Origin of the sequence: Chryseobacterium formosum (genome assembly GCF_026460885.1) — a bacterium.
Classification (GTDB): domain Bacteria; phylum Bacteroidota; class Bacteroidia; order Flavobacteriales; family Weeksellaceae; genus Chryseobacterium; species Chryseobacterium formosus.
This window is the reverse complement of record NZ_JAOVZW010000003.1, coordinates 24759-42253: the sequence shown is the minus strand read 5'-3', so window position 1 is coordinate 42253 and position 17495 is coordinate 24759. Positions and strand designations below refer to the sequence as shown.

General features: G+C 31.3%; 16 protein-coding genes. 4 read left to right on the top strand and 12 right to left on the bottom strand.

Features of this window, described 5'->3' with window-relative positions; all coding sequences use genetic code 11:
- Positions 1 to 31 precede the first annotated feature (31 nt).
- Positions 32 to 1300 carry a DEAD/DEAH box helicase gene (locus tag OF897_RS03580; RefSeq protein WP_267264323.1) on the top strand — a complete coding sequence of 423 codons (1269 nt, stop codon included), beginning with the start codon at positions 32 to 34 and terminating at the stop codon, positions 1298 to 1300.
- 39 nt (positions 1301 to 1339) lie between these two features.
- On the opposite strand, the gene OF897_RS03575 is transcribed toward OF897_RS03580, so the two are convergent.
- The 9 genes from OF897_RS03575 to OF897_RS03535 all read right to left on the bottom strand — a co-directional run bounded on the left by OF897_RS03575 (position 1340) and on the right by OF897_RS03535 (position 11400).
- On the bottom strand, positions 1340 to 2869 hold the full coding sequence (locus OF897_RS03575) for a hypothetical protein (RefSeq protein WP_267264322.1): 1530 nt from the start codon (positions 2867 to 2869) through the stop codon (positions 1340 to 1342).
- Between the two features lie 12 nt (positions 2870 to 2881).
- Positions 2882 to 4003: a hypothetical protein gene (locus tag OF897_RS03570; RefSeq protein WP_267264321.1), complete on the bottom strand. Its 1122-nt coding sequence runs from the start codon at positions 4001 to 4003 to the stop codon at positions 2882 to 2884.
- Between the two features lie 52 nt (positions 4004 to 4055).
- Positions 4056 to 4817, bottom strand: coding sequence for a TatD family hydrolase (locus OF897_RS03565; protein WP_267264320.1), 762 nt, complete (start codon positions 4815 to 4817; stop codon positions 4056 to 4058).
- Between the two features lie 4 nt (positions 4818 to 4821).
- Entirely contained in the window at positions 4822 to 5349 is a 528-nt protein-coding gene (locus OF897_RS03560) for a DUF4269 domain-containing protein (RefSeq protein WP_267264319.1), read from the bottom strand.
- A complete protein-coding gene (locus OF897_RS03555; RefSeq protein ID WP_267264318.1) occupies positions 5342 to 6301 on the bottom strand; it encodes a GSCFA domain-containing protein in 960 nt (319 codons plus the stop codon). The genes OF897_RS03560 and OF897_RS03555 overlap by 8 nt, the downstream gene beginning before the upstream one ends.
- 74 nt (positions 6302 to 6375) lie before the next feature.
- Positions 6376 to 7347, bottom strand: coding sequence for a polyprenyl synthetase family protein (locus OF897_RS03550; protein WP_267264317.1), 972 nt, complete (start codon positions 7345 to 7347; stop codon positions 6376 to 6378).
- A gap of 368 nt (positions 7348 to 7715) precedes the next feature.
- Entirely contained in the window at positions 7716 to 8858 is a 1143-nt protein-coding gene (locus tag OF897_RS03545) for an inorganic phosphate transporter (protein WP_267264316.1), read from the bottom strand.
- Positions 8859 to 8873: 15 nt separating this feature from the next.
- Positions 8874 to 9512 (bottom strand): DUF47 domain-containing protein, encoded by a 639-nt coding sequence (locus OF897_RS03540; protein WP_074229593.1) that lies wholly within the window; start codon positions 9510 to 9512, stop codon positions 8874 to 8876.
- A gap of 160 nt (positions 9513 to 9672) precedes the next feature.
- Positions 9673 to 11400 carry a DEAD/DEAH box helicase gene (locus OF897_RS03535; protein WP_267264315.1) on the bottom strand — a complete coding sequence of 576 codons (1728 nt, stop codon included), beginning with the start codon at positions 11398 to 11400 and terminating at the stop codon, positions 9673 to 9675.
- Between the two features lie 274 nt (positions 11401 to 11674).
- On the opposite strand from OF897_RS03535, the gene OF897_RS03530 reads away from it, so the two are divergent.
- The 3 genes from OF897_RS03530 (at position 11675) to OF897_RS03520 (ending at position 14735) form a co-directional block, all read left to right on the top strand.
- Entirely contained in the window at positions 11675 to 12352 is a 678-nt protein-coding gene (locus tag OF897_RS03530; protein WP_267264314.1) for a DUF2461 domain-containing protein, read from the top strand.
- Positions 12353 to 12455: 103 nt separating this feature from the next.
- Positions 12456 to 13250 (top strand): FkbM family methyltransferase, encoded by a 795-nt coding sequence (locus OF897_RS03525; protein WP_267264313.1) that lies wholly within the window; start codon positions 12456 to 12458, stop codon positions 13248 to 13250.
- Positions 13251 to 13259: 9 nt separating this feature from the next.
- Complete coding sequence (locus OF897_RS03520) at positions 13260 to 14735, top strand: lipopolysaccharide biosynthesis protein (RefSeq protein WP_267264312.1); 1476 nt, start codon at positions 13260 to 13262, stop codon at positions 14733 to 14735.
- On the opposite strand, the gene OF897_RS03515 is transcribed toward OF897_RS03520, so the two are convergent.
- The 3 genes from OF897_RS03515 to OF897_RS03505 all read right to left on the bottom strand — a co-directional run bounded on the left by OF897_RS03515 (position 14728) and on the right by OF897_RS03505 (position 17492).
- The gene (locus OF897_RS03515) at positions 14728 to 15756 is read right to left on the bottom strand and encodes a hypothetical protein (RefSeq protein ID WP_267264311.1); all 1029 of its coding nucleotides are present in this window, start codon (positions 15754 to 15756) and stop codon (positions 14728 to 14730) included. The two genes, OF897_RS03520 and OF897_RS03515, sit on opposite strands and share 8 nt — an antisense overlap.
- A gap of 85 nt (positions 15757 to 15841) precedes the next feature.
- The gene (locus OF897_RS03510; protein WP_267264310.1) at positions 15842 to 16696 is read right to left on the bottom strand and encodes a glycosyltransferase; all 855 of its coding nucleotides are present in this window, start codon (positions 16694 to 16696) and stop codon (positions 15842 to 15844) included.
- Between the two features lies 1 nt (position 16697).
- Entirely contained in the window at positions 16698 to 17492 is a 795-nt protein-coding gene (locus OF897_RS03505; RefSeq protein ID WP_267264309.1) for a class I SAM-dependent methyltransferase, read from the bottom strand.
- Between the last annotated feature and the right edge of the window lie 3 nt (positions 17493 to 17495).

The following is a 17495-nucleotide window of genomic DNA, read 5'->3' as shown; positions in this document are numbered from 1 at the left end:
AACCGCATTATTTTAATACACAATAAACATTTTGTTATTTACAGACTTAAAATTGATTAAGCCCATTTTAGATGCGCTTCAAACTCAAGGTTACGAAAAACCAACACCAATTCAGGAACAGGCGATTCCATCAATATTAGAACAAAGAGACGTTCTAGGTACAGCACAAACGGGAACAGGAAAAACAGCAGCTTTTGCCATCCCAATTCTACAAAATCTTACAGAAAGAAAAGGACCGAAAAGCAATCATATAAAAGCATTAATTCTTACTCCAACGAGAGAATTAGCGATTCAAATTGAGGAAAGTTTCAATGCATACGGAAAAAATTTACCTTTAAAACATTTGGTAATTTTTGGAGGTGTAAAACAAGGAAGTCAGGTGACAGCTTTAAGAAAAGGTGTCGATATTTTAGTGGCAACTCCGGGAAGATTGCTTGATTTTATTGCTCAGGGAATTATTTCTCTTAAAAATCTTGAAATTTTCGTTTTAGATGAAGCCGACAGAATGCTTGATATGGGTTTCGTACATGATGTAAAGAGAATCATTAAACTTTTACCTCAAAGAAGACAGACACTTTTCTTCTCGGCAACAATGCCTACAGAAATTCAAAAATTGGCAGATTCTATTTTGAATACTCCGATTAAAGTATCTGTAACCCCAATTTCTTCAACTGCAGAAACTATTAAGCAATCGATCTATTTTGTAGACAAGGATAAAAAGCTTGATCTTCTTACTCATATTTTACAAAACAATATTTCGGAATCTGTTCTAGTTTTCTCAAGAACAAAACATGGAGCCGATAAAATTGCTAAAAAATTATTAGCCGGAAAAATCACCACAGAAGCGATTCACGGTAATAAATCTCAAAATGCGAGACAGAATGCTTTAAATAATTTTAAATCAGGGAAAACGCGTGTTTTGGTGGCAACCGACATTGCAGCAAGAGGTATTGACATTGATGAATTGAAATATGTCATCAATTTTGAACTTTCAGACGTTGCAGAAACTTACGTTCACAGAATTGGAAGAACCGGTCGTGCCGGATCTGAAGGAAGTTCACTTTCATTTGTTGATGGTTTAGATTTGCTTAACCTAAGAGATACAGAAAAATTAATTGGGATGAAAATTCCTGTTGTAAAAGATCATCCTTATCATACCGATGATTTGACTGTAGAAAAAAGGGACTCAAATAATAAACCTTTTACTCCAAGACCAAAACCTGCAAATCCTACTCAACAGAGAAAAGATGCCGGTTTTAAAAAGCCGAAAAATAAAAATAATTTTTCAAGAAATAAATAAAAGTAAAGCCTTCCGATTTGGAAGGCTTTTTTATTAGTATCAAAATTTCGTTTTGTATATGCTTACCGAATCATAATTTATCTGCCAAGTTTTTGCCGGGTTTTCATATTCTTTGATTTTAAGAAGATCCTTTTCTTGTAAACTGTCGGTCACACTTTTCTTCATGGTGTTTTTAATATAAAAAACATTTCCTGATTTTTCTTTTTTGATATTTAAACCCATGAAATAAATCTCCTTTTCATTTTTGGCAAGTCTGCTTGGAAAAAGAAGATAATTAATTCTATTTTTTTTGAGATAATCTTTAAAATCCCTGTTATCAATATCTTTAAAAAATGTAGGATTTCCAACTAAAGCATCCGCAGGAATAAAATTTAAATCAGAATAAAATGCGAATTTGCCTGGAAAATCGTAAATATAAATACGTGATTTAAAAGGTATCAAATTTGTGAGATCTTCAGAAATTTCTTTCATTTTATCCACTTGCTTTTTCTCAACTTTAGAATCATTCCCAAATAAATTTGACATAAGACTTACGTTGGTGGTAAGTTTCATATATCCAAAAAAACAAATTAAAATAACCAAAAAAGATGAGAAGAATGTCAAAAAAACTTTATTACGGGTAAAAGAAAAATTAAATCTAACAGAAATATCATTTATAAAAAAGCCAAAAAGCATAAACTGCGATACAAAATACCATTGCCCAATCTGAGATTGATAAAATATATTGTAAAAGAAGTGCAACAGACAACCTATAACAAAGCTAATCTTGAGAAATCTTTGCTCGGTTTTACTGTTTAAAAATAAAAAGACCAAGTATAGAAAGCATCCTGCAAAACAGAATTTAAATAATATTCCAAAAGGAATTTCATCTGTAATGATCGGAAATGAACTTTTAATTTTACCACTTATTGGCACTGCACTTTCAAAAAGATAAATATTTGAAAGAAGATACGGTAAAGATAAAAATGAAAACCCTAAAAGGATTATTATTAAACTTTTATAATTCCAATTGCGGAAGTTCCAGTAAAAAAATCCAAAAGGTATTATAATAAAAATATGGTCAAGTCGTGATAAGAAAACAAGGCTGCAAATGAAGCCAAAAACTACATCATTTTTAAATTTTCTCCAGACAAAAAACAATAATAATGATAAAGTAAAAAATGCAAGATGAGCTTCTGTAAGGTACAGTGCACCAATACCAAAAAATATAAAAGTGTAAAACGCCAAACCTAAAATCTTCCCTAATTCTGAGTTTTTGAATACCGTCTTTTCTAAAAGTTTAAAGCCACTAAAAATAAAAATTACCTGAAATAGCCAGAGAATATTTAATGCAAATTGTTTATCAAAAGGATTCAGAAGTTCTGCTATTACGCAAAAGACCATCCATAAAGGATGAAAACCATTGGTAAGATAGAGATCATTAAATCCCATAAAACCATGATGAACAATATTATAGGCAATCTGAGGATAAAAAAAACCGTCATCAACCGGAAACTTTGCCGGATTTCCTAAAAAGAAAACAGAAGAAAGTAAAAGTAGATAATGAAAATTCTTTTTAATAAATTCCATGGTTGATTATAATTAGTTTACACTGTCTAACTGTAAGTTTAAGTTTTCCGAAATCAGATAACAATAACCAATAATTGCAAAAGGTAATGCTGAAGCTAAATACGTTATTCCAAGATGATTGTAGACAATTCCGTTTAATGAAGACTCAATCAGGAAACTTCCAATTAATAAAAAATAAATTAACGCTGAATAAAAAAATACCTGCTTAATATTTTTAATAAAAAATGAAATAACAGCTGTTATAATTATGAAAAAAAGCATGATAAATTCACTCCCCTGTCCTTGTGTTTTAAGTGGATTATATTGTTGAAGATATTCAAAACTTTTAACAGGAAAAATAACTGTTGCCAAAAGTAAACTGAAACTAATCATGAAACCAATAATGGCTTTTAATTTATCTGAATTATTTGCTTTGAAAAATGGATTTAAAAGAAATAATAGAAGCGGAATAATCACAAGACTTCTTGTAAGACATAGAAACCCTAAAATAAGTCCCAGTAAAAAAGGTTTCACAAAATAATTATCCGGAAACTTTTTATGCCAAAAAACAATAAATGATGCTGTAAATATAAATGACGAAATAAAATCACTTTTACAGATTATTTCATAAATAAAAGATAATGAAGAAATCAATAAAAATGCAGCTACAAAACGAATATAATTACCTTTAAACAATGCAAAAATAGTTATCACAAATACAACGAATGCAAAAACCTGAAGATAACCTACATTCCCAATTAGATAAAAACCAACGGCAGCAAGTAATTGTCCCGGAAGATAAGAAGGCATTTGACCAATAAAATTAGGCTTATCATAAAAGAAATCGCCTTTCAGCCAATCTTTTAAACAATATTCAATAGTTTGCCAACGATCGATATTAACTTTATACGGACTGTCTATTAAATGACACAAAGCAACAGAGACAGAAATAATAATTGCTAAAAAAAAATATAAAACAGCTTTAGAAATCTTATTTTTTTTAATAAAAAATGATTCTGCTTTATAGATTAAAATATGAAAGCCTAAAAAGACACTAACTAAAATCCAAATAGAAATTTTTTCTTGTCGAACACCGTATTTTATAACAAATAATAAATTTACAGTGAAATAAATAATGAACAAAGCTAACTTCATTATGCTATTTTTATTAATGAAATTGAATTGATTCATTATTGGCTATTTAATTTTATTGAAACATTTTCTTCGCATTCTCACTCGTAATCCTATCAATCTCAGCAAAATCTGTTTTATAAATATCCACAAGTTTTCCTGCAACTAAATCTAAATACGAGCTTTCATTTCTTTTTCCTCTAAAGGGAACAGGAGCAAGATAGGGAGAATCTGTTTCCAGAACGATTTTATCTAATGGTATTTCATTCAAAAACTGATCGATTTTACCATTTTTAAAAGTCACTACTCCACCGATTCCCAAGATAAAGTTCAAATCTAAAGCGTGTTTTGCCTGTTCTAAATTACCTGAAAAACAATGGAAAATCCCGCGTAGCTTATGATGCTTTTTTCTTTCTAAAACTTCAAAAGTTTCGTCAAAACTTTCTCGGGTATGAATTACAATCGGTAAATCTTTTTCGATGGCCCAGTCAATTTGCTGCTCAAAAGCTTTTATCTGAATATCTAAAGTCGATTTATCCCAATATAAATCAATTCCTATTTCCCCGATTGCCGGAAAATGTCTTTGGTCGAGGTAATTTTTTACAATTTCAAGTTCTTTTTCCCAAGATTCCGGTTTTACGTAACAAGGATGTAATCCCATCATTGAGAAAATTTGGTTTGGATATTCACTTTCCAGTTGAAGCATTTTTTCGTGAGATTCAGAATCGATTGCGGGAAGATAAAATTCATGAATCCCTTTATTTAAAGCTCTTTGAATAGCTTCTTTTCTATCTTCATCAAATTCTTCAGCGTATAAATGCGTATGTGTATCAATCATTATTTTAAAATTTCAAAAGATCTTCGTAAGGATTTTCTAAATTCAAAAGCATTCCGAAAGCGGGCTCGGTTTTTATTCCTTTTTTCTTAAGATCTATTATTTTTTGTTTAAACTCCTCTCCTTTTTCCTGCAAAATTTTGTGTTCAGCAATCATGTGGAGATAAGCATTTTGTTGAGTTGTAGGTTTATTTTGTCCGAAAATTTCAATAGGAAAATCTTCCAAAATAAAATTAAGAACAATACATTTTTTGCCATTGATAATCGGGTAATCTACTTTTACTTCTATATCTCCGGGAATAAACCGGCTAAACATTAAATCATCCAAAAAGTCTTCTTCAAACTTAAGATCAACCTCACAAATAATATCTAAATCACTCCCTTCAATATCAATTTCAATAGGAATTGTTCCGGCTAAAATCGGTGAATAGAACTCGAGCTTTTCAAAAAGTTTATTTCTTGTGAGAAGTTCGTAAGCTCTTTTCTGTCTTTCATTTCCAACTTTCAGATAATCAAGTTTTGTAAAATCAATCATCTGAAAATATTTTATGCTTTACTTTCTGCCGCTGAACTTCAATTCTTTCATTTAATTTTTCTTTAAATTCAATGAATTTTGGATCTTTTTCATCATCAGTTCGATGTTCTAAAGCTTTATTAATTTTAAAATTTTCTTTGATAAAATCTTTAGTTTCATCTGAAAAATAAGCTTCACCAAATTTTTCAAAAATATAATTGACTGCCTGAGAATTAGGATGAATTAAATCATCTTTATAAAATCTGTAATCTCGCAAATCATCCATTAAAATCTCATAAATCGGAAGATAATGACAGTTTTCAAACTGAGAAATCACTTCATGAACCGAAGTAATTAATTTTGATTTGCTTAATTGATTTTCAATCATTCCGTCTTTGGTATGACGAACCGGCGAAACCGTGAAAAGAATCTGCACATCATCTTTACAAATATCAGTCAGGTTAATAATTGTATCGTAAATAGAATCTGTTAATTCCTGATTCGTCAAAAGTCTTTTCTCAAAGAATTTCTGTGGAATTTTATGACAATTGGCAACTAGCTTTTTTTTAGGTTCAAATTCATAGATAAATGAAGTTCCATAAGTGATAATTACCCAATTAGAGTCTTGTAGGAAATGATTTCCTTCCTCTATTTTTGAATTAATTTTATCTAAAGTCTGATGAATAAATCTTGTGTCAAAACTTGTGTGATGATCTAAAGAAATAAATTCATCATGATAAGTAATTAATTCGTCTTCATGGTAAAATTCTGAATCGTGAAGTCTTTTAACCGAATTATTAATAGAAAAAGGATTGAAAATTGTTCCAAAAGGATTATTAACCGTCTGAATCTGACCTTTTTGAAATAAATCTGACATTTCCGAGGCAAAACAAGAACCTATTGAAAATATTTTATCTTCAATCTCTATTTTTTTCTGCGACGGCTTTATGTCAACTTCGGTACGGAATTTCATTTTGTAGGTAAAAGGTTGCAGATTTTAGGTTATAGGAAAACTATTAACTGCAACCTAAAATCTACTATCAAAATTTAACTTTCTCTTCTCAGCAAATAGTTTGCAAGTTCAGAGAAAGGCTTTTTCTTTTCTTCCGGAACATCTATTTTAGCTAGATAGCTTTGTCCGATCTCGTTATGAGATTCGATCAAACGTAATGCTTTTTCATCAACTCTCGTTCTTCTGAAAATCTTTTCAACACCGTAAACTTTATCAATATTATCAGTCTTTTTAGAATACCAATAATCTAATTCTTTACGCTCTTCATCCGTTCCGTGCTCTCTTGCCAGAAGATAAAGTACCGTTTTTTTATTTTCATAAATATCTCCTGCATGTTTTTTACCAAACTGAGCCTGATCACCGAAAACATCCAAATAATCATCCATAATCTGGAATGCAATACCAATATGTTTTCCGAAATTGAAGATTGCTTTTGCATCTTTAAACTGCGCTTTTGCAATCATTGCTCCAATCTCAAAAGAAGAAGCACTTAGAACCCCTGTTTTATAAGTAATCATTCTGATATAATCATCAAAAGTTACATTTTCCTGAGTCTCAAAATTGATGTCGTATTGTTGACCTTCACATAAAAGCAAACCTGTATGAGTAAAAATTCTGATACATGCTTTAAAAATTTCAGGCTCCAAATCTTCAAAAAACTTATAAGCTTTCAGCATCAAACCGTCTCCCGAAAGAATTCCTGTATTAAGGCCGTGAATGGTATGAATTGTTGGTTTGTTTCTTCTTAAAGGTGCTTCATCCATAATATCATCATGAATCAGCGTGAAATTATGGAAAAACTCGATTGCCAAAGCAGGCTTAATCGCTTCTTTTAAATCACCTCCAAATAAATCACAAGCCATTAAAACCATAATCGGACGGAGACGTTTTCCACCGTGCGAAATGATGTAATTCATCGGCTCATAAAGCTCTGTAGGTTTATCTTTAAAAGTATATTTGGTAATGGCATCAGCAACAATCTGTTGGTAGGTGTCTAAAAATTCCATAAAATCTAATAGTTTGAACAAAAATACGATTTTCTGAGGGGTTTTAAAACAAAAAACTCTATCTGTTAGGATAAAATTTCTTTATCATTAAGATGAGTTTCTCATTGCAAAAATCAAATTTCAAAATGCATAGTGAGCAATTTTAAAATGCAGGTGTGCTTTTCAAAAATGGTTACTTAGCTTTTTAAAAATGTACGCCTGCATTTTCTAAAAGCTCTCAAGGATTTGTCTAAGTCGTCGAGAGCTTTTGTCATAATCGTCGAAGGGATTTTTCTAAAACCATCAAAACAGTACAATTATGATGAGTATTATAACAAAAAAAACTTTGCCCAAAAGAACAAAGTTTTAATTATAATAAAGATTTTTATTTAAGTCAAATAAGTAATGGCTAAATAAGTAATTCCTGCAACAATTGCTGAGATAGGAATCGTTAAAACCCATGCCCAAAGTAAACTTACAGTGATTCCCCAACGTACGGCAGAGATTCTTTTGGTAAGACCAACTCCGATAATTGAACCTGTAATGGTGTGTGTTGTAGAAACCGGAATACCAAAGTGATCAGTAATGAAAAGCGTGATTGCTCCCGCAGTTTCCGCACTTACCCCTTCCAATGGAGTTACTTTTGTAATTTTCGTACCCATTGTTTTGATAATTTTCCAACCTCCACTCATTGTTCCCAATGCAATGGCAATGAAAGAAACTAAGGGAACCCACATATAATGTTGAGAAAAATAATTAAATCGATCTGCAGCAGGAATATTCAGATATTGAGGATCCTGCAACATATTTACGTGGTAGTAAATAAGAGCCGCGCCAATGATTCCCATTACTTTCTGTGCATCATTCAAACCGTGTCCTAAACTGAATAGAGCTGAAGACGCCAACTGAAGTTTTTTGAATGCTTTATCAGCTTTGTAAGGATTTGATTTTTTATAAAGGTGTACAATGATTAAAGTGATGATAATAGAGATAACCATCCCGATAACCGGTGCCAAAAATATAAACAAGAAGATTGGGATTACTTTGCCGAATTTCACAACATCCTGCGTTGTAACTTTCATAATCGCTTCTTTTACTGTTGCAAACATTCCCAAATCTGGTTGGGTTGCAACAACTTCACGATAATCCATTAGAAAAGCATGCATAAGAGCCGCCCCCAAAAATCCGCCAATTAAAGTGTGAGATGATGATGAAGGAATACCAAACCACCACGTCAAAAGATTCCAGGCAATGGCTGCAATAAGACCTGAAAATATTACTTCAAGAGTAATAAAGTTTTCGTTTACGGTTTTTGCAATCGTATTACCGATTTTAAATTCTCCGATAATGTAAACAGCGATAAAAAATGCTGCAAAATTCCAAAGTGCCGCCCAAAGTACTGCCTGAAATGGCGTAAGAACTTTTGTGGAAACAATTGTTGCAATAGAGTTTGCCGCATCATGAAAACCATTGATATAATCGAAGATTAAAGCTAAAGCAATAATAACCGTAAGTAAAATAGGAAATTCCATTTCTGTTATATTGTTTTATGCGTATTTAATCATGATGTTCTCAATCGTATTGGCAACATCTTCTGCTTTATCTGTTACTACTTCAAGATAATTTAATACTGATGAAATTTTAATGATATTAATTGCATCATTTGTTTCAAACAATTCTACCATAGAATTTGAAAGAAGATCATCTGCAATGTTTTCAATAGAGTTTACTTTAATACAAGCTTCTTTTACCTGCTCCATATTTTTGAAACCTTTAAGGTTTTTCATTGCATTCTGAATCTCAAGACAAGCTTTGTGAATCAATAATGAAAAATCTGCATAAGCTTTCATCAAAGGAGATTTGTAAAGGAAAATATACTTTGCAGAAGCATAGATATAATCTGCGATGTCATCTAAACCTGTTGCCAAAGTGTGAATATCTTCACGATCGAAAGGTGTAATGAAGTTTTTCCCCAATTCAACGAAAATCTCGTGAGTAAGTTCATCATTTTTGTGCTCATAGTCGCTCATTAATTTCAACATAGAATCGTCGTTAAGATCAAAATCTTTGATTCCGTGATTAAAATCGTTAGACATAGCAACCAAGTTATCTGTAACTTTTTCGAAAAGCACAAAAAAGATTTTATCTTTCGGTTGAAAAGCGTGGAAAATATTACCAATGCCCATTTTATAGTATTTATAATTTCGTGTGCAAATTTCCTAAAAAACCATCTTACCAAAAAGCTTCTCGCGTTAATTTTTGTTCACATTGAGGGAATATTTGTTCACATAAAACAACAAAAAAGCCGACAAAATTGCCGGCTTCAAATATGTTTTAAGAATAAGATCAGTTCGCTTCTTCAGCTCTCATATCTTTTCCTTTGAATTTCATTGAAGAAATATTTCCTAAAAGCTCATTTTTGTAAGATTTTTCAATCTCAAAGAATGAGAATTTCTCAAGGATTTCGATGTTACCGATTTCCGCTCTCTTACTTCCTTTGCTTGAAGTAGCTTTATTGATGATTTCTAAAACATCTAGCTTTTTCAATTGGTCTTTTTTACCAAGGTTGAAGAAAAATCTAGTCATATTTTCGTCTCTCTGTCTTGGTTTTCCACCACGATCACTTCTACCTCTGTCGCTTCTTCCGTCACGATCTCCTCTTGGCCCTCTGTCACGATCACGATCTCTTCCTCTGTCACGGTCTCTACCTCTATCACGATCTCTTCCTCCTCTATCATCATCTCTGTTGCTCATTTTCTGCTCAGACAAATCTTGTCTGTCTTTGTAATACAAAGCCATGTCTTTCAACTGGAACTGTAGCAATTGCACAACCAATTCTTCTTTAGTGAAATTACTTAAATCAGGAACAAGACTTTGATCAAATTCAAAGATATTTTCGTGCTCTGTCATAAGTTTTTCAAAAACTCCTTTTACCTGAGCTGAAATTACTTCGTCACCTGTAGGAATTTTCTTCTCAACAATATCAATTTTCGTCGTAGATTTTATCTGCTTCAGCTTTCTGCTCTCTTCAGGTTTGATCAATGACATAGAAATACCGTCTTTTCCTGCTCTACCTGTTCTACCACTTCTGTGAACAAATACTTCAGGATCATCTGGTAATGAGAAATGGATAACGTGAGTTAATGAATCTACATCCAAACCTCTCGCTGCAACATCTGTCGCAACTAAGATATCGATATTTTTCAGCCTGAATTTCTTCATTACTGTATCTCTCTGCGCTTGAGAAAGATCACCATGAAGAGCATCTGCTGCATAACCATTCTGCATCAAGAAATCGGCAACTTCCTGAGTTTCCATTCTTGTTCTACAGAAAATAATTGAGTATTGATTAGGGTTTGAATCTATCAATCTCTTCAACGCCTCCTTTTTATTACGATAACCAGCAACATAATATTCATGCTTGATGTTCTTTTTAACTTCGTTAATAGAACCAACAGAAATTCTGTGAGGGTTTGTCAAATAATTTTTAGAAATTCTCTCTACTTCTTTGCTCATCGTTGCGGAGAACAAGAAAGTTTGTTTCGTTTCTGGAGTTTCTCTCATAATTGTTTCCAATTCGTCTTTGAAACCCATAGAAAGCATTTCATCTGCTTCATCTAAAACCAACCAGTGAATTGCTGAAAAGTCTAATGCTTTTCTGTTAATCAAATCGATTACTCTTCCAGGAGTACCTACAATAATTTGCGGCTTTTCCTTTAAAGAACGCATTTGATCCATAATACTGCTCCCTCCATAAACCGCTGTAGATTTAATGTTCGGCATGTACTTCGTGTAATTTTTTATGTCTTTTGCAATTTGAAGACATAGTTCTCGCGTCGGACAAAGCACCAAAAATTGGATTTTGCGACTCGTATCGTCAATCATATCCAAAATCGGAAGCGAAAACGCTGCTGTTTTGCCTGTCCCTGTCTGCGCAAGTGCGATTAGATCGCGAATATCTGAAAGAATGAAAGGGATAGTCTGTTTTTGGATTTCTGTCGGGCTTTCGTAACCCAGTTCGCCAACTGCCTTCAGAATATCAGGACTTAAATTGGACTCCGTAAATAAATTCATTAAATATTATAAAATTTTTTGCAAATATATAACTTTTTTCTGAATACTCAATTATGTAATATTAACGAATTAATAATTTTATTTTAGAAAACCTTAATCATTTTTATATTTAAACAAAAAAACCACATCTTTTTTATTTTTAATTTAAAAATTTTTCAACATTAATTAATTTTATTGAATTATACATTTTCCTTAGTAATAATTATGAATGATTGAAAATTTTACAAGAATCCATTTTCAATAATATTATTTACATTTGAGTAAAATATAAAATATGGCATCTCAGCTTTCAGCAAAAATATTCGATTTCTTAAAGCTTATTGAAAAGAATAATAACAGAGATTGGTTTAATGAAAATAAAAATCTTTTTCTGGAAGCACAATCAGATTTTCAGGATTTTGTAGAAGAACTAATTGCTGAAATGGGAAAATTTGATGAAAACATTTTAAAACTTGATGCAAAGAAATCTTTACTAAGAATTTATCGCGATACCAGATTTTCAAAAGATAAAACTCCTTATAAAACCTATTTCGGAGCCTCTTTGGGAATGGGAAAAATGAATTCGAAATCAGGATTTTATTTACATGTAGAATCCGGAAAGTCATTTCTTGGAAGCGGAATTTATTTACCCGACGCTCCTATTTTAAAAGAAATCAGAAAAGAAATTTCATTGTTTAAAGATGATTTCATAAAAACTATTGAAGACAAAGATTTTAAAAAATATTATGGTGAACTTGATCCGGAACACAAACTTAAAAACGTTCCGCAAGGTTTTGAAAAAGAAGATCCGATGGCAGAATTTTTAAAAATGAAAAGTTTCATCGGGGTTCATCATATCACAAACAAAGATTTAATGGATAAAAATGCAGTAAAAAATGTCTCAAAAATATTTGAAGCAGCAAAACCGTTGAATGATTTTCTTGACACCCCAATTTTAAATACTCAAAATTAGACAATAGCCAAATTACAACTGATAATCAACTTATTACAATTGCGATTTTTTAACACCAATTTAACATTTTTCATTACCTTTGCTGGTCGTCAAATAATCACACATGTCTTTATACCAACAATTAGCCGAAAAACTGCAGTATATCAGTCCAAGTTTTTACAAACAGAGGTATTTTAAAAGTTTAAAAAACCTTACGAAAGAAAATTTTTCAGGACGAAATGTAGAACCGGAATTGGTTTGGATTAAAGAATATTTACAAAACGACGCTGTAATTTTCGACATCGGAGCAAACGTTGGAACTTTCCTTTATCAGTTTGAAAACAAGCTGAATCACAAGAATATTTTTGCTTTTGAGCCTAATAAAAAACTCAACATCAGACTGAAGAGACTTTTTCCGTCGATGAATGTTTCTTCTGTGGCACTTTCAGATGAAAATACAACAGCAAAGTTTAAAGTTCCAATTATTAAAGGAAAAATAGTTGCTTCAAGAGGAACGCTTAATACTTCTTACAAAGAAAAAGACGAAGAAAACAGCTATACAGAAACTGTAGAAGTGGTAAAATTGGATGATTGGACGAAATCTAAAAAAGTCAACAAGATTGATTTCATCAAAATCGATGTAGAAGGAAATGAAATGAAAACACTTTTTGGTGGAAAAGAAACCATCCAGAAATTTAAGCCAACTTTAATGGTTGAAATGGAACAGAGACACCACGAACAACCCATTTGGAATGAAATTTCCGAAGTTGAAAACTGGGGGTTTGAATCTCATTATCTTAACCGAAAAACTTTCACTCTCGAAAAATTAACCGAAGAAATTTTACTTAAAAATATCAGCGACGAAAAAAATAAAACAGAATACATCAACAACATTATTTTCCTTCCTAAAAACATCTAAAATCTAAGTATGAGTGTAGTTGCAAGGCAGGGTTTTAAGTATTCGATTATAGGATATGCCGCGACGCTGATCGGGATGTTCTCGATTTTTATTTTCACAAACGACCTCTTTTTTTACGGAACATTACGATACATTATGTCGGCCGCAGAAATGCTGGTTCCATTTGTCGTTTTGGGAATTTCTTATTCTAACGTAAAGTTTTTTGGGAGAGCTCACGAAGATGATAAGCACCAAAATATGTTATCACTTTCTTTAGCATTGGTTTTTATCAATTTTTTCCTGTTTCTGATTATCTTTTTTCTCATCCCAAGTGTTTACCCGGATTTTACAAAAATGAAAATTTGGGAGAGTAAAAAATATATTCTACCACTTGTTTTAACGCTTTCTTTGTGTGCAATTTTCAATAAGTACATTTCCAATTATAAAAGAATTGTTGTTTCTAATATTTTCGATAATATGTTACCCAAATTAGCCAATCTCGGTGCATTTTGTTTGTTTTTTTATTTTCAGTTTTCAGAACAAGTTGCATTGGCATTTTTCTTTGGAATGTTTGCTTTAATGCTTACAGGGTACATTTATTACACCAACAAACTTGAAAAAGTAAACCTTGATTTAAGTAGAGATTATTTTAAAAAAGATAATTTTTATAAAGAATTTGCAGCATATAGTTTCTTTGGATTTTTAGGAACTTTCGGAAATCATATGGCAATTAATAATTACATGATTGGTGAGTTTATTGGTGAAGAAGAAATTGCAGTTTACAGCATTTTATTAGCTTTAATTTCTTTGATTTCTATTCCACAATTGGGTTTATTTAATATTTCTGCGCCATTAATCAGAAAAAATTTAGCTGATGGAGATATGCTGGAACTCGACAGATTCCATAAAAAAACATCTTTAACGATTTACTTTTTAGGAGCTGTTTTATTTGGATGCATTATGGTAGGATTTCCTTACTTAACTCATTTTATGCCTAATAAAGGAGATTTACTGAGAATGTACGAACCGGTCATTTGGATTTGGGGCTCTGCAGTTTTAATGGATTTGGCAACAGGTTTTAATGGAAATATTATTTCGCTTTCAAAATATTACAAATTCAACATCATTGTAATGCTTTTATTGGCTGGATTAACAATTGGATTAAATTGGTACTTCATCCATCATACAGATCTTTCTTTGATCGGGATTGCTCTATCTACGGCAATTTCGGTGACTATTTACAATCTTATTAAAGTTGTATTCAATTATTTTGTGTTTAAAGTTTCACCTTTTTCTATTGAGATGATTTTTGTTTCGATTATCTGTACTTTGGCGATTACAGTTGCGATAGTTTTACCGGTTTTTGATAATAATTTCATCAATTTAATATACAAACCAGCCGTTGTTTTATTGCTGATTTTTATTGGAAATCATTTCACAAAAATTTTCCCTATTGAACAATATATCAATATGAAATTTATCAAAAGTATTCTTAAATTTAAATAAGTCGAATTAGCAATTGTTCTAAATTCTCAAGAACATTTTTTTTGCTGTAATCTTTCTGAAAATCAAATTGATGATTTTTCAACTCGTTAAATTGTTGAATAATATTTTCTTTCTCAGGAACAATAAATTCAAGCTTTGATGAATAGTTTTTAGGAAAAACAGCTATTTTACCGAATTTGATCGCATCACCAATATTCCCCGTCATTTTTGTTGAACCATAAATTTCTTCTTGACTAAAAAACTCTGTTTTCTGTTGAATCGGGCACCAAAGAACATCTGCTTTTTTCATCCAAATTTCAAAATCATCCTGGGAAACTCTTTCTGTAAAATATTTTAGATTAAATTTCTCAGCAATCTTTTTAATATTCTCAAGCTCCTCACCTTTTGCTTTTCCAAGAAAAACAAAGTCAATATTCTCACCGCCATCAGATTTTTGAATTACATCTAAAACATGGTTATAATCACGTCTTTTTTGAGAAACTCCACCCGGAATTAGAACTGTTAGTTTTTCATTTTTATTCTGAAAAAATTCTTTAGAATAAAAAAGTGGTAGAAACTGATGTTCTGATGTTGAAAATTCTTTATCTAAAACCAAAAGCTGACTGGCATTTCTGTAAACTTTTGAAGAATTAAACAAACCTTCTTTCCACCATAATTTCAGTCGGTAAAGAACATCTTCTTTAAAAATATTTTTAATTAAATCTAATTTGGAAGCTTTAGAAAAATTAAGATTATGAACAATTACCGCAGTTTTATATTTCTGAGTAATATTTAAAAAAGTGTTGAAATAACGGTGAACAGTTCCGATAATAACCAAATCATATTTCTTCGTTTCTAACTGATCTAAAATCATCGAATTATCCGACAAAAAAACATTTTCATTACTTTCATGAATTTGCTTTTTAATCTTTTCCGAAAAATAATAATCCACAGAAAATCCTTTTGAATCTTCCATTAAATCCATAAAATCTGCAGCGATTTCTGCATGAGTGTCGATTTCTATGTAGGCTATTTTTTTCAAACTGAAAATTTACATTTTAGGTTTTGGCTAAAGCCAATTGTATTAATTTTATTTAAAAAACGGGCTAAAGCCCGTTCCTATTGAATCATATCTTAAACCATTTCTTTTTAAACTGATTCCAGCGTTGCTGATTAATCACTTTTTGCTCGTCTTTAGAAATTTTCAGTTCAAGATTTTGAGATTTACATTTTTCGTAATAACTAATGATTTGAAACAGAAACGAAGGCGATTTTATTTTCAACGCTTCTTTTGCAGAAGCAACATAAGTTAGAAATCGGTTTAATCCTAAAAAATAAAAATATCTTCCGTAGTAATCGGCCGGTTTTATAGTGTAATCCGCGCCTTTTACTTTAATTAATTTCACATGCAATTCAGGTAAAACCACTTCTTTCCAGCCTAAATTCTGCAACAAAATTGCATCGATATTATCCCAACCTAAAGTTTCACGCAAACCATTCATTTGTACAAAACATTCTTTTCTGTAGGCTTTCATCGGACCACGAACGTGATGTTTATTGGAGTTTCCTTCATAAACCCATTCTCCGTTTTTTTCAACATATAAAAGTCCTCCAACCAAACCGTAATCTGGATTTTCAACAAAAGCATTTGCAACAGTTTGCAGATAATTTGTTTCTAAAATAATGTCTGAGTCGAATTTACAAATGATGTCAAATTCATTAAAATTTTGAGTCTGTAATCCGCTTTTGAAAGCTGCAACGACTTTTGAACCCGGTTGATGTGAAGATTTTTGAAGATTTATGGTTTCAAATCTAACATCGGTTTCAGTATACTTTTTAATTACTTCCGAAGTTTCGTCGGTAGAGCCATCATTTACAACTACAACTTTAAAATCTTTAAAACTTTGTTGCTTTAAAGAATCTAAAGTAAACGGAAGATTATTTTCCTCGTTGTGAGCAGGAATTATGATTAAAAACCTCAACTTATTTTTTAATTTTTAGATTTACTTCAAACAGAAAATCAGGGCTTTTCAGCTCTTCAAATTCTTTTGTTTTAAAATTTTCTTTTGTAAAAACTGCGCACATTGTATTGGCCACATGATATAAATTTGAATGAAATTCTGTTGGCAATCCATCTAAAATCCCTTTGAAAACATCATATCGTACTTTCTCAGGATTGAATGCGTAATCATGCCAAACAACAACCGAATTTTCGTGTACAAGACTTTCAAAAACCTTCGCAGTGTCATTTTTCACCATTTCATACGAGTGATCTCCATCGATGAAAATCAGATCATATTTCTTATTTAAATCTTTAAAATCAAAAGTTTTAGAATTACCTTCCAAATGAAGAATATTCGGATTTTTTTTAGATATAATTCCATGCAATTCAGCATATCTTTTATCTAAACCTAACGTATTTATTTCTTCTTTTGAAAGATTAAAAGTTGTGCAATCTTTAATAATTTTGGCCACATTCCAAACGCTCTCACCTCTCCAGGTTCCGATTTCAAAGTAACTGTTTTTGCCTTTCGCCAATGTCTTCAACAAGGCCAAATCTGTAGGCAAAGATCCTCCATCTAAAAATGCCAAGTCAATGCTTTCATCAAAATCTTCAGCCAAATCAGTAAAATTAATTTGCGGAAGACTTTTTAAATGAGGATATTTTTCAAGAAACTCTTTTTTTCTTGATTCATTGTCATTAATTACCAAATTGAGCAAACTTGGTTTCTGCGCAATATTTTGTAAAGCCTGAAAAGTTTTCTTTATTTTACTCACCAG

What these genes read in the sequence shown, in the direction of transcription:
- OF897_RS03550 (WP_267264317.1), bottom strand. Translation starts at nt 7,347, where the DNA reads ATGGAATTTTTAGACACCTACCAACAGATTGTTGCTGATGCCATTACC.
- OF897_RS03540 (WP_074229593.1), bottom strand. Translation starts at nt 9,512, where the DNA reads ATGGGCATTGGTAATATTTTCCACGCTTTTCAACCGAAAGATAAAATC.
- OF897_RS03565 (WP_267264320.1), bottom strand. Translation starts at nt 4,817, where the DNA reads ATGATTGATACACATACGCATTTATACGCTGAAGAATTTGATGAAGAT.
- OF897_RS03575 (WP_267264322.1), bottom strand. Translation starts at nt 2,869, where the DNA reads ATGGAATTTATTAAAAAGAATTTTCATTATCTACTTTTACTTTCTTCT.
- OF897_RS03570 (WP_267264321.1), bottom strand. Translation starts at nt 4,003, where the DNA reads ATGAAGTTAGCTTTGTTCATTATTTATTTCACTGTAAATTTATTATTT.
- OF897_RS03545 (WP_267264316.1), bottom strand. Translation starts at nt 8,858, where the DNA reads ATGGAATTTCCTATTTTACTTACGGTTATTATTGCTTTAGCTTTAATC.
- OF897_RS03520 (WP_267264312.1), top strand. Translation starts at nt 13,260, where the DNA reads ATGAGTGTAGTTGCAAGGCAGGGTTTTAAGTATTCGATTATAGGATAT.
- OF897_RS03530 (WP_267264314.1), top strand. Translation starts at nt 11,675, where the DNA reads ATGGCATCTCAGCTTTCAGCAAAAATATTCGATTTCTTAAAGCTTATT.
- OF897_RS03535 (WP_267264315.1), bottom strand. Translation starts at nt 11,400, where the DNA reads ATGAATTTATTTACGGAGTCCAATTTAAGTCCTGATATTCTGAAGGCA.
- OF897_RS03555 (WP_267264318.1), bottom strand. Translation starts at nt 6,301, where the DNA reads ATGAAATTCCGTACCGAAGTTGACATAAAGCCGTCGCAGAAAAAAATA.
- OF897_RS03525 (WP_267264313.1), top strand. Translation starts at nt 12,456, where the DNA reads ATGTCTTTATACCAACAATTAGCCGAAAAACTGCAGTATATCAGTCCA.
- OF897_RS03560 (WP_267264319.1), bottom strand. Translation starts at nt 5,349, where the DNA reads ATGATTGATTTTACAAAACTTGATTATCTGAAAGTTGGAAATGAAAGA.